Source organism: Clostridium porci, from assembly GCF_009696375.1.
GTDB classification, from domain to species: Bacteria; Bacillota; Clostridia; order Lachnospirales; family Lachnospiraceae; genus Enterocloster; species Enterocloster porci.
This window is the reverse complement of the sequence record NZ_VUMD01000008.1, coordinates 137,089-158,360: the sequence shown is the minus strand read 5'-3', so window position 1 is coordinate 158,360 and position 21,272 is coordinate 137,089. Positions and strand designations below refer to the sequence as shown.

The 21,272-nt window shown below is 44.6% G+C and carries 23 protein-coding genes; 15 read left to right on the top strand and 8 right to left on the bottom strand.

What is annotated here, in order from left to right; all coding sequences use genetic code 11:
- The first annotated feature begins 12 nt into the window (after nt 1–12).
- The 12 genes from FYJ39_RS10900 to ftsH all read left to right on the top strand — a co-directional run bounded on the left by FYJ39_RS10900 (nt 13) and on the right by ftsH (nt 9,852).
- Nucleotides 13–1,410 (top strand): V-type ATP synthase subunit B, encoded by a 1,398-nt coding sequence (locus FYJ39_RS10900; protein ID WP_154472490.1) that lies wholly within the window; start codon nt 13–15, stop codon nt 1,408–1,410.
- Nucleotides 1,411–1,503: 93 nt separating this feature from the next.
- The gene (locus FYJ39_RS10895; RefSeq protein WP_154472489.1) at nt 1,504–2,124 is read left to right on the top strand and encodes a V-type ATP synthase subunit D; all 621 of its coding nucleotides are present in this window, start codon (nt 1,504–1,506) and stop codon (nt 2,122–2,124) included.
- A gap of 14 nt (nt 2,125–2,138) precedes the next feature.
- Nucleotides 2,139–2,519, top strand: coding sequence for a MazG family protein (locus FYJ39_RS10890; RefSeq protein ID WP_154472488.1), 381 nt, complete (start codon nt 2,139–2,141; stop codon nt 2,517–2,519).
- Nucleotides 2,520–2,617: 98 nt separating this feature from the next.
- Complete coding sequence (locus FYJ39_RS10885; protein WP_154472487.1) at nt 2,618–2,893, top strand: HU family DNA-binding protein; 276 nt, start codon at nt 2,618–2,620, stop codon at nt 2,891–2,893.
- 3 nt (nt 2,894–2,896) lie between these two features.
- Entirely contained in the window at nt 2,897–3,136 is a 240-nt protein-coding gene (locus FYJ39_RS10880) for an RNA-binding S4 domain-containing protein (RefSeq protein WP_154472486.1), read from the top strand.
- An 82-nt stretch (nt 3,137–3,218) separates the two neighbouring features.
- The gene (gene yabP, locus FYJ39_RS10875) at nt 3,219–3,506 is read left to right on the top strand and encodes a sporulation protein YabP (protein ID WP_154472485.1); all 288 of its coding nucleotides are present in this window, start codon (nt 3,219–3,221) and stop codon (nt 3,504–3,506) included.
- A gap of 119 nt (nt 3,507–3,625) precedes the next feature.
- Complete coding sequence (gene yabQ, locus FYJ39_RS10870; RefSeq protein ID WP_154472484.1) at nt 3,626–4,006, top strand: spore cortex biosynthesis protein YabQ; 381 nt, start codon at nt 3,626–3,628, stop codon at nt 4,004–4,006.
- 3 nt (nt 4,007–4,009) lie between these two features.
- Nucleotides 4,010–4,327, top strand: coding sequence for a septum formation initiator (locus FYJ39_RS10865; protein ID WP_154472483.1), 318 nt, complete (start codon nt 4,010–4,012; stop codon nt 4,325–4,327).
- 106 nt (nt 4,328–4,433) lie between these two features.
- Complete coding sequence (locus FYJ39_RS10860; protein ID WP_178258436.1) at nt 4,434–5,852, top strand: SpoIIE family protein phosphatase; 1,419 nt, start codon at nt 4,434–4,436, stop codon at nt 5,850–5,852.
- Nucleotides 5,853–5,974: 122 nt separating this feature from the next.
- The gene (gene tilS, locus FYJ39_RS10855) at nt 5,975–7,468 is read left to right on the top strand and encodes a tRNA lysidine(34) synthetase TilS (protein WP_178258447.1); all 1,494 of its coding nucleotides are present in this window, start codon (nt 5,975–5,977) and stop codon (nt 7,466–7,468) included.
- A gap of 4 nt (nt 7,469–7,472) precedes the next feature.
- On the top strand, nt 7,473–8,006 hold the full coding sequence (gene hpt / locus FYJ39_RS10850; RefSeq protein ID WP_154472482.1) for a hypoxanthine phosphoribosyltransferase: 534 nt from the start codon (nt 7,473–7,475) through the stop codon (nt 8,004–8,006).
- A 31-nt stretch (nt 8,007–8,037) separates the two neighbouring features.
- Nucleotides 8,038–9,852 carry an ATP-dependent zinc metalloprotease FtsH gene (gene ftsH, locus FYJ39_RS10845; RefSeq protein WP_154472481.1) on the top strand — a complete coding sequence of 605 codons (1,815 nt, stop codon included), beginning with the start codon at nt 8,038–8,040 and terminating at the stop codon, nt 9,850–9,852.
- A 194-nt stretch (nt 9,853–10,046) separates the two neighbouring features.
- On the opposite strand, the gene FYJ39_RS10840 is transcribed toward ftsH, so the two are convergent.
- Nucleotides 10,047–10,328, bottom strand: a complete 282-nt coding sequence (locus FYJ39_RS10840; RefSeq protein ID WP_328597547.1) for a transposase — start codon at nt 10,326–10,328, stop codon at nt 10,047–10,049.
- Between the two features lie 220 nt (nt 10,329–10,548).
- Here FYJ39_RS10840 and FYJ39_RS10835 point away from each other — a divergent pair, with 220 nt between their 5' ends.
- The 3 genes from FYJ39_RS10835 (at nt 10,549) to FYJ39_RS20910 (ending at nt 13,683) form a co-directional block, all read left to right on the top strand.
- On the top strand, nt 10,549–12,609 hold the full coding sequence (locus FYJ39_RS10835; protein ID WP_154472566.1) for a glycoside hydrolase family 13 protein: 2,061 nt from the start codon (nt 10,549–10,551) through the stop codon (nt 12,607–12,609).
- Between the two features lie 252 nt (nt 12,610–12,861).
- On the top strand, nt 12,862–13,272 hold the full coding sequence (locus FYJ39_RS20915) for a GIY-YIG nuclease family protein (protein WP_235919803.1): 411 nt from the start codon (nt 12,862–12,864) through the stop codon (nt 13,270–13,272).
- 9 nt (nt 13,273–13,281) lie between these two features.
- Nucleotides 13,282–13,683 carry a DUF4357 domain-containing protein gene (locus tag FYJ39_RS20910; protein WP_235919802.1) on the top strand — a complete coding sequence of 134 codons (402 nt, stop codon included), beginning with the start codon at nt 13,282–13,284 and terminating at the stop codon, nt 13,681–13,683.
- A gap of 336 nt (nt 13,684–14,019) precedes the next feature.
- On the opposite strand, the gene FYJ39_RS10825 is transcribed toward FYJ39_RS20910, so the two are convergent.
- From FYJ39_RS10825 to FYJ39_RS10795, 7 genes are all read right to left on the bottom strand, one after another.
- Nucleotides 14,020–15,261: an IS256 family transposase gene (locus tag FYJ39_RS10825; RefSeq protein WP_154472480.1), complete on the bottom strand. Its 1,242-nt coding sequence runs from the start codon at nt 15,259–15,261 to the stop codon at nt 14,020–14,022.
- A 388-nt stretch (nt 15,262–15,649) separates the two neighbouring features.
- On the bottom strand, nt 15,650–17,725 hold the full coding sequence (locus FYJ39_RS10820; RefSeq protein WP_154472479.1) for a hypothetical protein: 2,076 nt from the start codon (nt 17,723–17,725) through the stop codon (nt 15,650–15,652).
- Between the two features lie 480 nt (nt 17,726–18,205).
- Nucleotides 18,206–18,460 carry a hypothetical protein gene (locus FYJ39_RS10815; RefSeq protein ID WP_154472478.1) on the bottom strand — a complete coding sequence of 85 codons (255 nt, stop codon included), beginning with the start codon at nt 18,458–18,460 and terminating at the stop codon, nt 18,206–18,208.
- Nucleotides 18,461–18,475: 15 nt separating this feature from the next.
- Complete coding sequence (locus FYJ39_RS10810; RefSeq protein WP_154472477.1) at nt 18,476–19,372, bottom strand: hypothetical protein; 897 nt, start codon at nt 19,370–19,372, stop codon at nt 18,476–18,478.
- On the bottom strand, nt 19,314–20,093 hold the full coding sequence (locus FYJ39_RS10805) for a hypothetical protein (RefSeq protein ID WP_154472476.1): 780 nt from the start codon (nt 20,091–20,093) through the stop codon (nt 19,314–19,316). The genes FYJ39_RS10810 and FYJ39_RS10805 overlap by 59 nt, the downstream gene beginning before the upstream one ends.
- A gap of 78 nt (nt 20,094–20,171) precedes the next feature.
- Complete coding sequence (locus FYJ39_RS10800) at nt 20,172–20,486, bottom strand: transposase (RefSeq protein WP_154472475.1); 315 nt, start codon at nt 20,484–20,486, stop codon at nt 20,172–20,174.
- 1 nt (nt 20,487) lies between these two features.
- Nucleotides 20,488–21,153: a PBECR4 domain-containing protein gene (locus FYJ39_RS10795; RefSeq protein ID WP_154472474.1), complete on the bottom strand. Its 666-nt coding sequence runs from the start codon at nt 21,151–21,153 to the stop codon at nt 20,488–20,490.
- Nucleotides 21,154–21,272: the final 119 nt, after the last annotated feature.

Here is a 21,272-nt window from a genome sequence, read left to right as displayed (position 1 = left end):
AGGGACGGACGCATGGCAATAGAATATCTTGGTTTAAGTGAGATCAATGGCCCTTTGGTCGTCCTGGAGGGCGTTCAGAATGGGGCTTATGACGAGATTGTGGAGATGACTGTAGGGGGCAATGTCCAAAAAATCGGACGTATTATTGAAATTTACGGTGATAAGGCTATCATACAGGTCTTTGAGGGTACGGAAGGCATGGCGTTGAGAAATACCCATACAAGGCTTACGGGGCATCCCATGGAAATTCAGGTATCGGAGGAAATGCTGGGCCGAACCTTCAATGGTATCGGACAGCCTATAGATGAGCTGGGGGATATTATATCCGATGTGAAGCTGGATATTAATGGAAAGCCCCTAAACCCGGTGACAAGAGAGTACCCAAGGGATTATATCAGAACCGGTATCTCCGCCATCGACGGACTGACTACGTTGATACGGGGGCAGAAGCTGCCGATTTTCTCAGGAAACGGCCTTCCCCATGACCAGTTGGCCGCCCAGATTGTACAGCAGGCTTCCCTGGGGGAACATTCCGACGAGAAGTTTGCCATCGTATTTGGGGCGATGGGCGTTAAGTATGATGTGGCTGATTTTTTCCGAAGAACCTTTGAGGAGAGCGGTGTGTCGGAGCATGTGGCCATGTTTGTAAATCTGGCAAATGATCCGGTGGTAGAGCGTTTGATTACGCCGAAGATAGCCCTGACCTTAGCGGAATATCTGGCTTTTGAAAAGGGAATGCATATTTTGGTTATACTTACGGATATGACCTCCTATGCGGAGGCTATGCGTGAGGTTTCCTCCTCCAAGGGGGAAATTCCTTCCAGAAAGGGCTTTCCAGGTTATCTCTACAGTGATTTGGCTTCGCTTTATGAGAGAGCGGGAATTGTGGCAGGAAGGCCGGGCTCAGTGACCCAGATTCCGATTCTTACCATGCCCAACGATGATATTACCCATCCCATTCCTGACCTAACCGGGTATATAACAGAGGGTCAGATCGTACTGGATCGCCAGTTACACGGCCAGAATGTGTATCCGCCTATTAATGTGCTGCCTTCCCTGTCCCGTCTTATGAAGGATGGTATCGGCGAGGGCTATACCAGAGGGGATCACCAGGATGTGGCGAATCAGCTTTTCTCCTGCTATGCCAAGGTAGGAGACGCCAGAGCCCTGGCATCTGTTATTGGTGAAGATGAGCTGTCGCCCATTGATAAGAAGTACCTGGAGTTTGGAAGGGCCTTTGAGGAGCAGTTCGTGGGCCAGTCTCCCCATGAGAACCGGACGGTTCTGGAAACTCTGGACATCGGCTGGAGACTGCTGGGGATGATGCCCAGAGCAGAGCTGGATCGTATAGATACTAAGATTTTGGATCAGTATTATAAGCCGGAGCAGGAGGGGGAGTCACTGCACTAAGCGGTCAAGAGACGCCCGCTAAGAGCCAGTGACATGCATCGCGGGCGGGTGGCAAGAGAGGCCGCAGCCTGCGCATTATGAAGGAGGATGTAAATGGATCCGAATACGTTTCCTACAAAGGGCAACCTTATACTGGCCAGGAATTCCCTAAAACTGGCCAATATGGGCTATGGGCTTATGGACAAAAAGCGGAATATCTTAATTCGAGAGCTGATGAGCCTGATAGACGAGGCCAAGGGTATTCAGTCGGAGATTGATACCACCTTTAAGGCAGCCTATGCAGCCCTTCAAAATGCTAACATTGAGCTGGGTATTCATTATGTTCAGGAAATCGGCGCTTCTGTACCTGTGGATAAGCGGGTAAGAATTAAAGCCAGAAGCATTATGGGAACGGAGATTCCCCTGGTGCAGCATGAAGAGCAGCCTATGACGCTAACTTATGGCTTTTACAACACTACCGAGTCCCTGGACGAGGCCAGATATCATTTTGAGAAAGTAAAGGAGCTGACCATAAGGCTGTCTATGGTGGAAAATTCTGCCTACCGCCTGGCTAATTCCATAAAAAAAACACAGAAGCGGGCCAATGCCCTGAAAAATATTACGATTCCTCATTATACAGAGTTAAGTAAATCCATTTCCAATGCCCTGGAGGAAAAGGAGAGAGAGGAATTTACCAGATTGAAGGTAATTAAGAGGACGAAGGTCAGGGGGTGAAGGGAGAGGTTCCTATGTATACGTTTGATGATCTTCGAAGGATTATTGCCAGGCTGCGTTCTGAGGATGGCTGCCCCTGGGACAGGGAGCAGACCTTTGAAAGTCTTAAAAAATGCCTGGCCGAGGAGGCCGGAGAGGTGTTTGAGGCTGTGGATAATAAGGACATGGACAACCTCTGTGAGGAGCTGGGTGACGTGCTTCTTCAGGTAATGTTAAACAGCCAGATAGCGGAGGAACAGGGGGCATTTACCATCAGCCAGGTGATTGACGGATTATGCCGGAAAATGGTGCGCAGACATCCCCATGTTTTCGGAAATATGAAGGTAAATTCAGTGGAGGAGGGAGTGGCTCTTTGGAATCAGATAAAAATGCAGGAAAAAGCCAAAAAACCTTGACAAATTATAGTAAAAAGGCTATAAATGATTAAGTACACTAGACATTAAAGGGTAACGAATCCGGGGCCTGCCCCGACCATATTTAGGAGGAAAATTTGATGAACAAGACAGAATTAATCGCAGCAGTAGCGGAGAAAGCAGAGCTTTCTAAGAAAGACGCGGAGAAGGCAGTTAAAGCTTTTACTGATGCAGTATCTGAAGAACTGGTTAAAGGCGGCAAGGTTCAGCTGGTAGGCTTTGGTACATTTGAGGTAGCTGAGAGAGCGGCAAGAGAGGGAAGAAATCCCAAAACCGGAGACACAATGGTGATTGCTGCTTCCAAGACTCCAAAATTCAAAGCTGGCAAGGCTTTAAAGGATGAGGTTAACAAATAATCCATGAGATTGGATAAATTTCTGAAGGTTTCCCGCTTAATTAAACGCAGAACAGTAGCGAATGAGGCCTGCGATGCCGGACGCGTGCTGGTGAATGACAAGCCGGCCAAGGCATCCCTTAATGTAAAGCCTGGTGATATCATTGAAATTCAGTTTGGGACCAAAGCTGTGAGAGTGGAGGTTCTGGAGGTGCAGGAGACTGTGAAGAAGGATGAGGTCAAGGAGCTTTACCGTTATATTTGAGACTGAAGTTCAATTAAAAGTCATAGAATGGCCAACCTCCCCATATATTTAACTTAGGTTAGATATATGGGGAGGTTTTTGCATGGAAGAAAAAATCGGAGGCAGCCGCCAGCATAAGCTTATATTGCAGAACCGGTCTGCGGGAAATATAACAGGTATCTGTGATGTGGTATCTTTTGATGAAAATGCCGTTGTTCTGGACACGGATATGGGGCTTTTGACGATTAAAGGAAAAGAGCTTCATGTCAGCCGTCTAACTCTGGAAAAAGGTGAGGTGGATATTGAAGGAACCATTGATAGTATGGTGTATAGCTCTAACGAGGCTTTGAGAAAATCAGGCGAGTCCTTGTTTACACGCTTATTTAAGTAGTGAATGGAAGCAAAGCTTTAAGGCAGAGGCGGCAAAGGCACATCATGACCTGTTGTGCAAAGCTATGAAATGCCGTCCGTTAAAAGTCATTAAGTGTTCATAAGGAGGAGTTTCAGAATATGAGCGTCAGGATTCAGTATGAAGGCTGGCTGATGGTGCTGAGTTTGATAACAGGGGCCTGGCTGATGCTGGCCTATGATACGCTGCGGGTATTCCGTCTGATTATCAGGCACGGCTCTTTTTGGACAGGGCTGGAGGATTTTCTGTATTGGCTTTATGCAGGTTTTGTGACATTTATCCTTCTGTATGAACAAAATGACGGAGTATTCAGAGCCTATGTGATTATAGGAGTGTTCGGAGGCATGCTTTTATATGACCGCCTGGTCAGCAGATTTTTTTTTAAGTGCTTGAAAATGCTTGGAAAATGCTTTAAAATGAAATGTAAGAAGAATCCAATGGACAAGGAGCAGAGACAGAAGTCGGGAAGAACTGGTGAGTGATAGATGAAATCCTATGGAAAATCGAGGCGTGTAAGGCGTGACAAGTGGGCAAACCGGATGGCGATTATGGGGATTACCTTAGTTGTGATGTGCCTTGCCATTGCTATTAATATAAAGGGGGCTGATTTAAAGCGGTCTGATGAAGGCTACCGTATAAGGGAAGAAAATCTAAATTCCCAGGTAGGCCTAGAAAAGAAAAGAACCGAAGAGCTTCAGGAATACAAAGTATATGTAAAGACCAAGCAGTACGCCGAGGAAGTAGCCAAGGAAAAGTTGGGGCTAGTAAAGCCGGATGAGCTTTTGTTAAAGCCCTCCCGGTAATGCGAAAAACGGCGAATAATTTTCAGAAAAACAGTACATAAAGCGACATTTATTTCCCTTCCTGGTGCGTATACTGTATGTTACGCAAAGCGAGGAGGGATTTTTTGTGTTTTCAAGGAAGAAGGAAGTATCGGTTAATTCGGATGTGAATTATTATACTGCCAGAAGACTGGGAGATATGGCTCAGTCCTTAAGCCAGCTGGCCAAAGCCTTTGATGACGAAATAGAGAGCCAGGGACAGCTTACCAGGGAGGATGGATTGTCAGCACTGCAGTCCTCTGCTGCCTTAGTGTGCGAGGATTGCAGTAAGTGCAACCTATATGCAGACAGCGAAAAGGAAGATAGTTATTATCTGTATTACCTTCTGAGAGCCTTTGAGCAAAAGGGACGGATCGATTTTGAGGACATGCCTAAGATGTTTCAGACCAGGTGCAGAAAGCGGGAGGCCTATCTGGGACATTTGAACCGGAGCCTAGGACGGGCTACCATGAACCTGTCTTGGAAGAACCGGTTTCTGGAGAGTAGAGACGCGGTGATATCCCAGTTTCGTGAGATGGCAGTGATATTAGAGGAATTTTCCCACCAGATCGATCAGGCTACGGATATTTCGGCGGAGTACGAATACATATTGAAGAAGCAGTTCCGGCGTTATCATATGACAGTAGGAAAGCTTTTGCTGCTCCAGTATGAGAATGGACAGAAGGAAGCTTTTCTCACAGTCAGGACAAGCGGCGGACGGTGTATTACGGCCAGAGACGCTGCGGAGCTTATGAGCGATGTGATGAAGGGAACCAGGTGGAGTCCGGCCAGGGACAGCCGGAGTATTATCACCAGGCAGTATGGAACTGTGCGCTTTCTGGAGGACGGAGGCTACCGGATTCTGTTCGGCGCGTCCAGAATTCCCAGGCAGGGCGAGAAGTGCTCCGGGGATAACTATACCTTCTGTGAGAGCCAGGGAAGTCAGGTGGTTATGAGTCTTTCTGACGGTATGGGGTGCGGGGAAGCTGCTTCCAGGGAGAGCAGGCAGGTGGTGGAGCTGACAGAGCAGCTGTTGGAAACCGGATTTTCTACCAGGGCGGCTCTTAAGCTGGTGAATACCGTTCTTTTGCTGGCAGGGGCGGAGCAGCATCCTGCTACTCTGGATGTGAGCTGCATCGATCTTCATACGGGTGTTCTTGAGGTGATGAAGCTGGGAGCGGTTCCTACATTTATCCTTGGTGAGGAGGGGGTGGAGATACTGGCGGCAGGGGAGGTGCCTGTAGGAGTGATGAATGGAGTGGAGCCTGTGCTGCTGTCCAGAAAGCTGTGGGAGGGCAATCAGGTTGTAATGGTAACGGACGGGGTGCTGGACGCTCTGCCAGGAGATGATAAAGAGCAGGCTATGGGAGCGTTTCTGGAAAGTCTGGGGGAGATGACGCCCCAGGAGCTGGCAGATCGGATTTTGGAGTTTGCTGTGTCCTGCATACCGGCCCCAAGAGATGATATGACGGCTTTGGTGGCAGGCTTGTGGAGAAGAAAGAGCTGAATTTTCTCCTGGCCGGTCTTGCATAGAGAGGAAAATGCGGGTATAGTATAGGAATGATATAAGGAAAGCTCTGTTTATGGAAGAGAGACTTGGTAATTAAGCGTATTTGCAGGTGGAATGAAGTGGAAGGGTTTGAAGCGAAGTTCAGGAAAACCGTGAAGGAATATCATATGCTGGAGCCGGGAGACCGGGTTATTGCGGCAGTTTCAGGAGGGGCAGATTCCGTCTGCCTCTTAGCTCTGTTAAAAGAGATGCGTGCAAGCCTTAAGCTTTGCCTTCGGGCGGTTCATGTCCATCACGGGCTTCGAGAGGGGGAGGCAGACAGAGACGCGGAATTCGTTTCTGAGCTATGTTCCGCCTTGGGTGTCCCCTGTCATATCATAAGAGTGGATGTGAGAAAACTGGCAGAGGAAAAAGGGATGTCTGAGGAAGAAGCGGGCAGGTATCTACGGTATGAGGCTTTTGAGCGGGAGGCGGCGGCCTGGGAGGAAGAAGAGCCGGAGGAAGGACCGGGCCTGGTACGGGTGGCTGTGGCCCACCAAAGGGATGACCAGGCGGAGACGATTCTCCATAATATGTTTCGGGGAAGCGGGCTTCATGGCCTTCGAGGTATCCCTTATGTAAGGGGAAGAATTATCCGTCCGCTGCTGGACGAACCAAGGGGGGAGATTCTTCAGTGGCTGTCCGAAAAGGGGCTTTCCTTTGTGGAAGATTCTACCAACAGCGAAGGCTGTTATACCCGTAACCGTATTCGAAGCAGGATTCTGCCCCAGATCGAGAGTGAGGTAAACCAAGGCGCAGTAGGAAATATACTGCGTCTGGGACGGCTGGCGGACCAGGCGGATCAATACCTGAGGGAGCAGGCCGATCTGTGGATTAAACGCTATGTGAGAGGGGGAGAGCCTGCTGTACCTGTAAGGGCTTCTTTTGATGGAGGGCAGAGCCAGAAACTGAATACAGAGAGTTTGGGGGAGGCCGGAGACGCTGGGGCAGAGGGGATTTTGATCCCTGCAAAGGAGTTCCTCGCCCAGCCGGAGATTATCCGCTCCTATATTGTCCTGGAGCTTTTAAAAACCCTTTCGGGGCATGCCAGGAACCTGGGAGAGCGCCATGTACAGCAGGTTCTGGAGCTTTTTCTGCGTCCTGTGGGCAGGAAGGTAAAGCTTCCATACTATCTTACTGCCAGGAAAGAATATGAGGGGGTATTCCTGGGGTTCTCTTTTTTCGAGGGGAAGCAGCGCGGCTTCATATGCCCCCAGGTAAAGACCAGGATATTTTCTTGTGAAAAAGGAGCAGAATTTCCGAAAAAAATGTATACGAAATGGTTCGACTATGATAAAATAAAAGATACGCCCGTGGTGCGAACCAGGCAAACAGGGGATTTTATTACTCTGTCAGACGGAAAAACCAAGACAGTAAAGCGGTTTATGATTGATGAAAAAATACCCAGACAGATGCGGGATGAGATTCCTCTTCTGGCAGATGGGAGCCATGTGATGTGGATTATGGGCTACCGTATCAGCCAGTTCTATAAGATAGAGGCAGATACAAAGCGTATATTTGAGGCCTGCGCCATTTACCCGGCTAAAGAAGTAAACAATAATAACGGAGGATAAGAGGATGGCAGATAAAATTCATGTATTGCTGACAGAGGAGGAGGTTGATAGACGCATCAATGAAGTAGCGGCACAAATCAGTGAGGATTATGCAGGCAGGGAGATTCACCTTATCTGTATTTTAAAGGGCGGGGTTTTCTTTACCTGTGAGCTGGCAAAAAGGCTGACTGTGCCCGTATCTATGGATTTTATGTCTGTTTCCAGCTATGGGGCAGGGACGGAGTCCAGCGGTGTGGTGCGGATTGTAAAGGATTTGGATGAACCTTTGGAGGGAAAGGATGTACTCATCGTGGAGGACATCATTGATTCTGGTAGAACCCTGGCCTATTTAATTGAGGTTCTCAAGCAGAGAGGGCCAAAGAGCATAACCCTGTGTACGCTTTTGGATAAGCCGGAGCGACGGGTAAAGAAGCAGGTGACAGTGAAATATACCTGCTTTACCATACCAGATGAATTTGTGGTGGGATATGGTCTTGACTATGACCAGAAATACCGTAACCTGCCCTATATCGGAGTGGTGGAGCTGGTTGGTAAATAAACAGAAAAGTAAGGTCTAAGGAGGCAATTTGTTGAGACAGCAGCAGACATTCAGAGGTTTTATATTTATTCTCCTGATGCTGATTTTAATCGTCACGGCAGTGCGGCTGCCCTATGCAAGACAGGCGGATAAGGTCAGCAATCAGGATTTTATCGCGATGCTGGAAAATGGCCAGGTGGCGGAAGCGGTCATTCGCCAGAATCCTCAAACTCCTACGGGAGAAGTGGCGGTGACGCTGGCAACTGGCGAGGTGAAGCGTCTTTATGTTACAGATGTAAAGGATACGGAGAAGCTTTTAAACGATCATAATACGGAATATACGGTATTAGATGTTCCCCAGGAGAATTATCTGGTGACGATTATCCTGCCCTTTGCGCTTTCCATCATTGTAGTGGTGATCATTATCATGGTAATGAACCGCAATGCCAGCGGGGGCGGAGCCAATGCCAGGATGATGAATTTTGGAAAAAGCCGGGCTCGAATGAGCCGGGACAGCAAGGTGAATTTTGGAAATGTGGCAGGGCTGGTTGAAGAAAAGGAGGAGCTGGAGGAGGTAGTGGACTTCCTTAAAAATCCCCAGAAATACACCAGCGTGGGGGCCAGAATCCCTAAGGGACTGCTTTTGGTAGGGCCTCCCGGAACTGGTAAAACCCTTCTTGCTAAGGCGGTAGCCGGTGAGGCGGGGGTTCCCTTCTTTTCTATCTCAGGCTCCGACTTTGTGGAAATGTTTGTAGGCGTGGGCGCTTCCAGAGTCCGGGATCTGTTTGAGGACGCCAAGAAAAATTCCCCCTGCATTGTATTTATTGATGAGATTGACGCAGTTGCCCGCCGCAGAGGAACGGGTATGGGCGGTGGTCATGATGAGAGAGAGCAGACACTAAACCAGCTTCTGGTGGAGATGGATGGTTTTGGAGTGAATGAAGGAATTATCGTAATGGCTGCCACTAACCGTGTGGATATTTTGGATCCGGCTATTCTCCGTCCGGGACGGTTTGATCGGAAGGTAGCGGTAGGGCGCCCGGATGTAAAAGGACGTGAGGATATTTTAAAGGTTCATTCCAAGGAAAAGCCCCTCAGCGAGGATGTGGATCTTCACAGAGTGGCTCAGACCACCTCTGGCTTTACAGGAGCGGATCTGGAGAATCTGATGAATGAGGCCGCTATCCTGTCAGCCAGGGAGAACCGCAGATTTATTAAGCAGAGTGACATTGACCGTGCCTTTGTGAAGGTGGGAATCGGAGCTGAAAAGCGCAGCAAGGTAATTTCTGATAAGGATAAGCGGATCACTGCTTATCATGAGGCAGGTCACGCCATTTTGTTCCATGTTCTGCCTGAGGTTGGGCCGGTTCATACGGTTTCTATTATTCCTACAGGTGTGGGAGCAGCTGGCTATACCATGCCGTTGCCTGAGAAGGATGAGACCTTTAACACAAAGGGGCGTATGATGCAGCATATTATGGTGGATCTGGGCGGCAGAATTGCGGAGGAGCTGGTATTTGATGATATTACCACCGGCGCTTCCCAGGATATAAAGCAGGCAACCCAGATTGCAAGAGCCATGGTGACTCAGTACGGCATGTCTGACAAGGTAGGCATGATCCAGTATGGCGGGGATGAAAATGAGGTATTCATTGGCCGCGATCTGGCACATACCAAATCTTACGGCAATGAGGTGGCAGACACCATTGACAGCGAGGTAAAACGGATTATTGATGAATGCTATACGAAGGCCAGGAGTATTATCAAGGAATATGATTATGTGCTTCACGCCTGCGCGGATCTTTTGATAGAGAAGGAAAAGATTAACCAGCAGGAATTTGAGGCTTTATTTACACCGGCTTCCTAACAGGATTGTTATTTTTGACTATAAAGTGTGCGTAAAATTTTTTATCTTTGTGCACACTTTTTATCTGTCCTGTGCTATTATAATAGACGTAACCCCCCCAATACATTATATAGTTTTTGCTACACCCCATAAGAAACGAAATACCTTCTCCTGAAAAGTCTGGCTACCCCGCCAGGCTTTTCAATTTAATGACGTTAGCCAGTTGAGTGTGTTGGAGTCCTCTGAGAAAAATAACCTTGGCTTACAATATATCCTTCTATGGCTGCAGATGATTCTTCCCATATGCTACAGGCAAAATATCCGTAAGACCAAAAGATGTTCTTCTTCCAGTATTGTTCCGGCAAGAAATCAGGATATTTCTTCCATAGATGGTGTGCAGTTTCCTGCTTAACAGGCTTAACAATGTTGCGTACTCTGTCAGTAGTATCGTAGCTTAACAGAAAATCAAGGTGGTCTTTGTCTGTTTCCATAGCGATAATCTCATAGCCTTAGAGGGCCTGACCGTTGTTCGCAATGCTGCAGAGCCTGTTATGACGAAAGACCGCAATGTATCTGCATTTTGGCAGTTCAATGACCCTGAATAAAAGTTTCCAGACCTTTAGGTCGTGGATAGTTGACTAAACACAGAAAAGGATATCAGCCGTGGGAGACAATATAAAAGGATTGATTAACAGAGACGCTCTTTTTTCTTCTGAGATGGAGGATTACAGATGTCCGATGGAGCCAGATGCTTATCAGGATGTAAAAATTCGTATGAGGACAGCCAGGGGCAATGCTGAGCATGTATACTATGTGACGGACAATACCCAGGCTGAGATGACTAAGGCGGAGTCTGACCAGTTGTTTGATTATTATGAGTATAAGATTACAGCAGGCACTGAACAGGTACGTTATCACTTTAAGGTTGAGGCCGGACAGGATGTCTGTCTGTTTAACAGGCTTGGAGCAACCATGGACAGCCAGGCTTGTTTTGATTTTAAAATAACCCCAGGCTTTCATACACCGGACTGGGCCAAGGGTGCGATTATGTATCAGATCTTTGTGGATCGGTTTTGCAACGGAGATACAAACAATGATGTGGAAACCTGCGAGTATGTTTATATCGGCAGGCCGGTACAGCACATAGAGGACTGGAATAAACTTCCCTCTGCCATGGATGTGGGCTGCTTTTATGGCGGAGATATACAGGGAGTATGGGATAAGCTGGATTACATCAAGAGTCTGGGTGTGGAGGTTATTTACCTGAATCCTGTTTTCGTATCACCTTCCAACCATAAGTATGATTGTCAGGACTATGAGCATATTGACCCTCATTTTGGAAGAATCATAAGGGATGGGGGCTGTCTGGTGGATGAAAATGCCGTGGATAATGAAAAAGCGGAGAAATATGTGGTACGCAGTGCGGGAAAGGATAATCTGAAGGCCAGCGATGATTTGTTTGTCAGGTTTGTAGAGGAAATCCATAGGAGAGGGATGCGGATCATTCTGGACGGCGTGTTTAATCACTGCGGTTCCTTTAATAAATGGTTGGATGTGGAGGGGATTTACCGCCGCGCTGGGGATTATGAGCCAGGAGCCTATGAGTCAGGAGACAGTCCTTACCGCGGCTTTTTTCGTTTCCATGATGAGAGCCAGGGGGCCTGGCCTGATAATCGAACCTATGACGGATGGTGGGGGCACGATACCCTGCCAAAGCTGAATTATGAAAATTCGGAAAAGCTGGTGGAATATGTGTTGCATATAGCCAGGAAATGGATTTCGCCTCCATACTCGGTAGATGGCTGGAGACTGGATGTAGCTGCGGATCTGGGCCATACGGCTGAGTATAATCATGAATTCTGGAGGGAGTTTCGCAGGGCGGTTAAAGCGGTGAATCCAGATGTTCTGATTTTGGCGGAGCACTATGGAGATCCGGCTCCCTGGCTGGAGGGAGACCAGTGGGATTCCATCATGAATTACGATGCATTTATGGAGCCGTTGACCTGGTTTCTGACAGGAATGGAAAAGCACAGTGACAGCTATAATGACAGTCTCTGGGGAGATGGGGAAGCCTTTTTTAATGCTATGAGCTACCATATGAGCCGGATGCAGACCAATACGGTCATGACAGCCATGAATCAGTTGTCCAACCATGACCATTCCCGGTTCCTTACAAGAACCAATCAGACAGTGGGAAGAATAGGAACCATGGGGGGCAGACAGGCGGAGGAAAATGTAAAGCTCTGTGTGCTTCGTGAGGCCGTGGTGATTCAGATGACCTGGCCGGGTGCGCCAACTCTGTATTATGGGGACGAGGCTGGGGTATGCGGCTGGACGGACCCGGACAGCCGGAGAACCTATCCATGGGGGCATGAGAATTTGGAGCTGATTGAGTTCCACCGGTATATGGCGGGAATACACAAGAGGCTTCCCGTTTTCCGGCTGGGCTCTATAAAGCCTCTTCTGGCAGAGCATCACCTGATCGCATATGGCCGTATGTACAGGCAGTACCATGGCGTAGTAATTGTCAGCAACAGTCCGGACAGCCGTAGGGTGGAGGTTCCAGTGTGGCAGCTGGGAATCACAGATGATATGGTATTGGGAAGACCTATGCTTACTGTGGAGGAGGGATACAACGCGGGAATTATGATGTACCACGTAAGGAGAGGGTTATTAACAATAGAAATGCCGGCCCATAGCGCGGCTGTGTTGATTTCTAGGCCAGAGGATTTCTATCCCGTGGTGAATACGCGGTTTGCGGATGAGCCGGATCTGTAGAAGACCGATCGTTTCAAGCTGCCTCTGATTTCAGGCTTATCCTGCGGCAGCTCCAGTACTCCTGGCAGCCGGGTGCTCTCTTTTTTGCAATTCCATAAGCGTATCAATCAGACGTTCCATGGCGGTATCGTTCATAATCGCTTTTGTGGTGTAGCTGACAACTAAATCTCAATCCAGTCTTTCTTGACCGCTTTCTTGTCGTAGAGTTTCTTTTTCTTGATATTCACACAACGATAATAACGGAATACTTTCATGATATGGCTTGAAATTATATATCACAATGGTCAGCCGGATGGTATTAGATCCATTCGTCGCCATTTATCTACAATGACTACCTATGTAATTCCTCGTCCGCTGCTCTCAGAAGCCAAAAAGCTAGCTGGCATCAATCGCCCCGGAATTTACTACCTCATCAGCGAAAATGACGATAACAAGATTGCTCAGATCTATGTAGGTCAAACAAGAAACGGTGTCAGCAGACTGGATGATCACAATCGTTCCAAAGATTTCTGGAATAAGGCAATTATGTTCCTGGCAGACAGCAAAACCTTCTCCTTGGATATGATAAGCGGTCTTGAAGCTTATGCCATCAATAAGGCCACGGAATCCAAGCGGTACAAGGTAGAAAACACAATTAATCCAAAGTACGAAATCGATGAATAAGATTTGCCCTTGATTAAAGAAGTATACGAAGAAATCAAGTTTATCATGGCTACGCAGGGCTATAAGATGGAGAATTCTAAAACAAGGTTGAACGAAGTAAATATTCTGCACACGACCAGAAATGGAATTAAAGCATTTGGGGTTTACGATGGAGAAAAATTTGATGTTCTGGAAGGTTCTGAAGTTGATATGAGTCGTAGATGCCACTCCCACAACGTTGAAAAACAGCGGCAGATTGCAATTCAAAACGGTAATATTTCTGACATTGATGGTAAGCACAAGTTGAATGTATCTGTTTCCTTTACCTCTCCCAGCTCTGCTGCCATGTTCGTTCTTGGCGGTAGCACAAATGGTTGGGTCGAATGGAAGAACAAGGACGGAAAAATATTGGATGAGTTGTTCCGCAAGTGATAGTATGTGTACATTTATTTGATAACGGAGGGCATAAAATCGACTGCACCCTAATTAAAAAATATATAGACAGTCAACCGCAAAAGATTGTCGCAAAGATGGATTTGGATAAAAATAAAATCGAATATCAGGGCATATTCCAAGGTTAAATCACTCTTCCAGAGTTAAAAACCCAGAGAGTGTGTGAAGAAAAGTCTGTAAATACGATCTTCTATGATATAACTGGGCTGAAAGTACCTTTTGGGATGTTCAGCCCTTGTTTTATTTATAACAACAACTATCGCTGCATGTCAAGAACAGGCGGAAAATCCGCCTGTGAAACTAAGGTGAATTCTCTTATTCCGGTAGTCGGCCTTCGTACATAATGCTCAGTTCACCATAGACCTGTCCCCAGTTCCGAATGGGCATACTCCATTTTTTCGTTGCTTCAAAGGTGGACAAATAGAGGGCTTTCAGCAATGCTGTGTCACTTGGAAAAACACTGCGCTGACGGTTCAATTTCCGGTATGTTGCATTCAGGCTTTCAATGGTATTAGTCGTATAGATAACCTTTCGGACAGTCGCTGAAAACTTGAAAATCGGAGAAATGGCATCCCAGTTGAGTTTCCAGCTTTTCATGGAATTCGGATATTTTTCGCTCCATTTTTCAGTAACACGCTCCAGGGCTTCCAATGCCTTTTCTTCTGTGGGTGCCTGATAAATAGTCTTCAAATCCGTACAGAAGGGCTTTCTATCCTTATCCGCCACATATCTCATGGTATTCCTGACCTGATGGACGATACAGCGCTGATATTCCGTTTTTGGATAAGCTGCACAAATGGCTTCTTTAATACCAGTCAGACCATCTGCACAGATAATCAGGATATCCTTTACGCCTCGGTTCTTTAAGCCATTCAAAACAGAAAGCCAATACTTGGCACTCTCATTTTCTCCGATTTCGATGGTAAGAACTTCCTTGTAACCATCATTGTTAATACCAAGGATTACATATGCTGCCAACTTGCGAATAACCCCATTATTTCTGACTGAGTAGTGAATGGCATCAATAAACAATACCGGATATACCTCTGAAAGAGGTCGGTTCTGCCAATCTTCAATCTGTGGCATAATCTTATCCGTCACATCAGAAATAAAGCCTTCCGATGCTTCAAATCCATAGATATCCTCCAGTGTATCTGAAATCTGCCTGGCAGTCATTCCCTTTGCGTACATGGAGATAATCTTTTGGTCAATGTCAGAAATGTCCTTCTGGCGTTTCTTCACTGCCTGCGGTTCAAAGGTTGATTTACGGTCCTGAGGAACTTGAATTTCCATGCTGCCATAGCTGCTGTTTACCTGCTTGGATTTGTAGCCATTACGGTAATCGTCGCTATTGGAGCGTTCTGATTTGGAATATCCCAGATGGTCATCCATTTCAGCTTCCATCATTTCCTTGATGGTTCCACCAAGAAGGTCTTTGAGGGCATCCTGGATATCCTGTGCGGATCCAATGTCATACTCTTGCAGGAGCATCTGGATGATGTTACGCTTTCCCTCAGTCATTTGTACTTTGTGTACGGGTTTCTTTTCTCTTGCCATACTAAAAGGCCTCCTATAATTTAATATTTTATCATAGAAGACCTTTTAAATCTTTATTTACAGAAAAACTTTCATAGACTCTCCTACACCTAAATTCTACCACTTCTTGATAATCTGACATGTTATCTCTCCTTTTGATACAAAAATTTTTCACATCTTTGTATTTGTCAAAGGAAAGGGAATAAACCTTCGCAAGCTATTCTGTCAGGAGTTCCGACGCATCCAAAAATGCCCTGGCAGTGCTGATCGTAAAATTGACGGTATATACTACGTCATACTCATATAATATATCGAACACTCGTTCTTATTAATCCTAATTTGTTTTCATCCCCTTCTTTCCGAAACGGGTAGTTTCGTACTCGTGACAAAGATTAGGCTCTATAATAAGCTACCTCAAAGTTACATTCATATTCAATGCTCTCTGAGCTGCCTCATAGACTACATGATACATAGCATCTACATATGCTTGCTCGTCCAAATTTCCACTATCAAAAAATCGCTGACTATTCTTCAGAAACTTTTGGAATCGCGCCATAAATCCTACTGCTTCCTGCTCTGCACTTAGCATTGCTTTATGATATAACATCTGTCCCACAAACATCTTCGGGAATATTCTGCCTTCTACAATATAATAGAATTCTTCTTCATCCTTATCCTTTGTAAAATATCCACCGGATAATTTCATGGTTTCCTTTACAATCCTTTTAGCCATATCTGTAGAAACAAAATTCCGTAAATTGGCTGTAAAATTTATGGAAAAGGACTTGCAATTATAATAATACGATTCGTCAATATTACATGTATAACCATCTCCATATTTCAACCTTCTACGTAATGCATAATAGGAATTTCCATGTGGTGTTTTCCCAATACTTAATCTTAAATCTTCAAGTCCCGGTGCAAACACTTTCTTATTCGTTACATCCTTCAACAGATACTCATGAACAATTTCAGCTAATCTTGCTTTATCAATTCTGACAACCACTTCGCTTTCCGGTCTGTCTGTTTTTACCGGAATTTTAACTGCTGATTTTTCAAGATAATCGGCTGTATCTGCAAATATGGTCATGATTACATTTGATATGTTATATCTTTTGACAATTTCTTCCTGCATTGAGCCATCTCTTTTTAAATAGCAGGATAATGACTTAATCTTCAAATTTTGTCTGGATTTTGTCTGGGCATTTTGTATTTCCTCTCGCAGCTCCTGTTCTCTTGCCGATATAGCGCTTATAATTTCTTTACTTGATAACTCTTGCCCCAACTCCATATCCATTGAAAGAGGATCATCCATATAGCTATCTTTTCGAATGGAGTCTACAAACAAATCCACCTTATTATGTATCATAAAAGCAGGTATCTGTTTACTGTAAGTAGCAAAAACAGTTTTATACAATTCCTGTATTTTTTTCTCATTAGAATCTCCAAATAGAGGAACTACCATTAATAATGCATCCGCATCTCCCTGATATAATAAATCATTCAGATAATCGGCATTATCGTCTTCTGTATTTTCTGCATGGAAAAGTCCCCTCGTGTCAAAAATACCAAATACAACTTTGTCCCTGTTATCCTTAAAAACAGCATTTGTTTTCCCGTTTGATCTGATTATTTTAGTTATCGCCTGACTTACCGGAATGTAAATAACTATATCATTACAAAACACTTCCAAAGAAAGTCTCTGACCATTTTGAATATCGTTGGCGGTAAACATTGCATCTATAAATGCCTCATCCGGACTGTCTAAATAAATTTCCTTATAATAATAGCCATCTTCTGAAATATCACTTTTACAGAAATACTCAAAAAACACTTCATGGAGCGATTGATTTATTTCATCCAGAACATCCCACAGGCTTTCACGTACTTTTTCTCCCTGTATATCAATCATTCGTTCTACTTCATTTTTTAATGCCGATAAAAATTTTGTGGAATTATCCTTCGCTTCGCCTTCTGGCAGATTATTTCTAACACTGTTATATATTTCATAATTGTATTCTGACATATAATAACTATGGTATATATCTACCAAATCATTTATAATCTTTGTTTTCTGTTCCTCTGTCAAAAAAGATAGTACAGCTTTTGCATTATTCTTTGCCTGCATTTCTTGAATCAAATATTTCTTCAATTCTTCTTCGTCTTTTCCAACAACAGAATCTACTACTTTTCCCTGACTTCTAACTACCTTTGCCACAGATGAAACAAACAGATCGCTCATACTCAACTTGTCATATGGTTCCACATTTAACTTTACAGCAACTAAAAGCTTATCTGCATACTCCTCGGAATATACTAATAAACGTTCCTTCAAAGTTGAATTTGTCCGCCCAACACCTCTTAATAATACCGTTCTGGCTTCTTTGGATGCAAACACCGTTGCAATCTCTGTCTTACCATCTCCCGTACCACCGGTCAACTTTAGTACATGCACATGTGGTTGCAAATTCTTATAAATACTCACAAGCTTCACCTCCGTAATTTTTCACAATAAAAAAGTCCATAAACGACCAAATTAGACGCTATGGACATATATAACTCAAATTAATGGGTACACTGCCCCATTATTATTTTTACCCATTGCACAGAATTTAGTCATTTCAGTAGCGAGTAGCTACATAATTTGAAATCTGTAAATATATACTTATTTAGACTATCATACAGAAGTTATTTTTGTCAAGACATTCTTCTTAAATATCTTTCCCATTAGTCTATCACATTTTTCTATATAAATATGATGTCGGGGTCAAACCTGCCAGAACCGCCACACCATTATTGACGACAGAATGGTGCGGAAAGACCTTGATGGGGAGAATAGTGCAATGCTGAGGAACAACTTGGACACCTCATGGGGGTTGCAAGGAGCGATACTTATAGCGTCGCTTTCTTTCCCCATTTCTTTACGCTAGTGCCTATACAAAAAAATATCGACGTTAACAACAAATTAGACCGGTTGTTTTACGGCAACATACCACAACACCGGTACTTGGTTTCGAGGTGGATTAAACTCCCAGAAATCAAGGTGCTTTTGCTTATCCGCAATCACTCCCGCCATACGCTTTTTAATCTCCGGCACATCTTCAAGCTGTACCGTAACAACAGCCTTTGTCTTACCGCTACGCTCCCATTCCTTGTGAAGCAGTTTCACAAGATATTCCATATCCTTACGGACTTCCTTTGCTGTAATCTGCTTTTCCATTTTCATCATCCTCCACTATCTTGATTTTTCTTTCTGATTTTCCATCATTTCGGAAACCCCTTTGTCGTAAAGACCTTCCTGCAAGCCTTTTCTGAAATGCTCATAATCACTTGTCCCAAACTCTTTACAGCCCACAAGCATAATGGCTTCCCTCGCCTCATCACTTAAAAGCTCGTCCTTTTCCATTCTGGTATAAAGACGAAATCTGTCCTGCAACATCTCACGATACTGATAGATGTCCTCTATGGTTCTTTTCGTTCCATACTCCTGTCTGATATGACGGAAATCTATGGTTAACGGTGTACTGCCTAAATACAAGCCCTGTCCCCATTCAATTCCCATCAGACTGTTAGTTTCCGCAGCTTTTTCTCCACGAGGATGTCTTGCAAATAGGTTGGTTCCCTGAGCCACCACAAAATTCCCCGTCTTAATATCCATAAGCAGCAGATTCTTATCAGACAGCTTTTCCATTACACGGTAGTCAGTTCTGTTTAGATTGTGAAGTGTCTGCCCCTGCTCAAAAACTGCATCCATTCTGGTATAAGACAGACTACCAATGCTTACCCTGCCTTTTACATCCATACCAAGCTCAGAAAGCTTATCCAGACACTCTCCGGAACACATACTTTTATCAAACAAAACCTGCTGGTACGTACTGTTATAAAAACCTCCGAGAAATCTTGCAAGCTGTCCATCATCCGTACAGAATCTTGCAGATACCGATACATTTGCCACAAAGTAATGTTCACTCCATTCCTTTTCATCTCCCAATGTCTTTCCAAGCTCCAACTTTGCTTCTGCCACATCTTTTCTGCTTTCAAATTTGTCGAGGTCTAAATACTTGAAATAATCCTCAATCGTCATAAGGCTGTTCTTTTCTGTGCCTTTCCAATTCTCTGTTAATTTCCACACCGTCTGCATAACCTACAACACCAGCCGCAAGACCGATTGCTGTACCCACTCCGAGCGAAATGGCTGTACCTGCTGTTGTCGTAGCTGTGGTAGTTACCACTTTCGCTGTGGCTTTGGCTGTTTCCTTTGCTGCAATTTTTGCAGTCTCTTTGGCTGTTTCTTTCGCAGCCTCTTTTGCCACCTTCTTAACTGTATATTTTGCAGTTTTCGTAGCACTATCCCTGACGGTCTTTTTACCGATTTTCTTCCCAGCCTGTACCTTCTTAATCTTCTTTGCCTGTGCTTTGGCTACCTGAGAACGGTATAACCGTCTGCCTGCATCTGCTGCACTTTCTGCCGGAGCTAAAAGCGTTCTTGCTACCTGATAAGACTCATAGACTTCATTACCGCCTTCCATCTGGTCTAGAGCTGCCATTGCGCCAGCAGAAGCAACCATTTTCACAGTTTCATTCTTTTTTCCGATAGCCTTTTCCCTATCCTGCTTTGCCTTCCGCACCTGTGCATACATTTCATTTTCCTTCTGCATGGATTTTTTGACAGCTTCTTTTGCGGATGATTTTTTAATAACCTCCTTATCCACACCCGCAGCATTAGGAGTTTTATCAACCACAAGTACATTTCTGCCTTTGATTTTTGCCTCCGGCTCCTGCTTAATATGCAGCTTTGTCTTTTCTTTGGTATGAATGACCATAGGCTTGTCATCCACTTTTTTAATGTCCAACTTCTCTCTCACCTGCCTTAAAAATGGGTAAAAAAATAGCGCCTAAACCATTTGGCTTAGATGCGTTGATTCTTACCCTTATTCTGTTAATTGTTCTATGGAAAATTCCTTTTCCAAGCGTTTTTGCAGCTTACCTTTTCTTTTATGGTAATAAGCATATATTTCCCTATCCGGAATCCAAATCTGTTCTTCTTCAATTTTGACAAATACATCGGACAAAATTTCACTATCATTCTTTTTAGCAGGTATCTTCCCTGACTGCACATAACATTTACGGTATGCCTCATAAATCCACTCCGCAATTTTTATTTTCTGCTTTTCCTTTAAGGAAGAAAACTTTTTATCCGTCTGAAGCAGTCTGCCATTTACCATCTTATGATTTTTGCCTGACATACTACAACCTGTCTCTTTCTATTAGATTTTCTATTTCCTCTCTAAAGTGACATTCGCTTAAATCAATCCTCTTATCAAGTTTGGCAAGCTGTGAATACTTATCATCCGTATAATGCTTTGATATTACAGCAAACACCTTATAAGTAGGCTGTGCTGTCACATCTCTTATATCTTTTTTCAACAGCGTATTAGGCACATTCAGTTTTGTGTTTTTATCCTGCACAAAGCCGATACACCCACACACATTACCAGCTGCCTTTTCTGCATACAACTTAGGACCTCTGTCTGTAAATTCTCCTATCATTGTTACATTCTTTTTTATCTGCATCATACTTTCCAATATATCCAGTTTCTGTCCCGTAGAACCGTCCTTTGCAAAAGCAAAATCATTTTCTGTCAATCTCTTATCCAAACACTTCTGGTAAAAATGGATTGCCGAAGCTGTTCCACCCTTATTTAGTTTAACTCCGGTTAAATGCAGGAAATTGTATCTGTGAAAAGCCACCTCGTACCCCTGTATGGATGACAAAATTTTTCCTTCTGTCTGCAACTGCTTTTTCACATCCGAAGGCAGACCATAAAGAAATAATACCTTCTGATCCTCAAGATTGTCCCTGTATATTTCAGCCGCTTTTGTCATTATATGAATTGCACGTCTTTTGTCCATAACCAAACCCTTAATTCCGTAATATTTAGAAAAGGGAATGTTCATGCCGCAGCACCAAACATTCCCTTATCATGGTTGATTTTTCCGTTGTCTGCCAACCTCCAGCACCTATGTCTGGA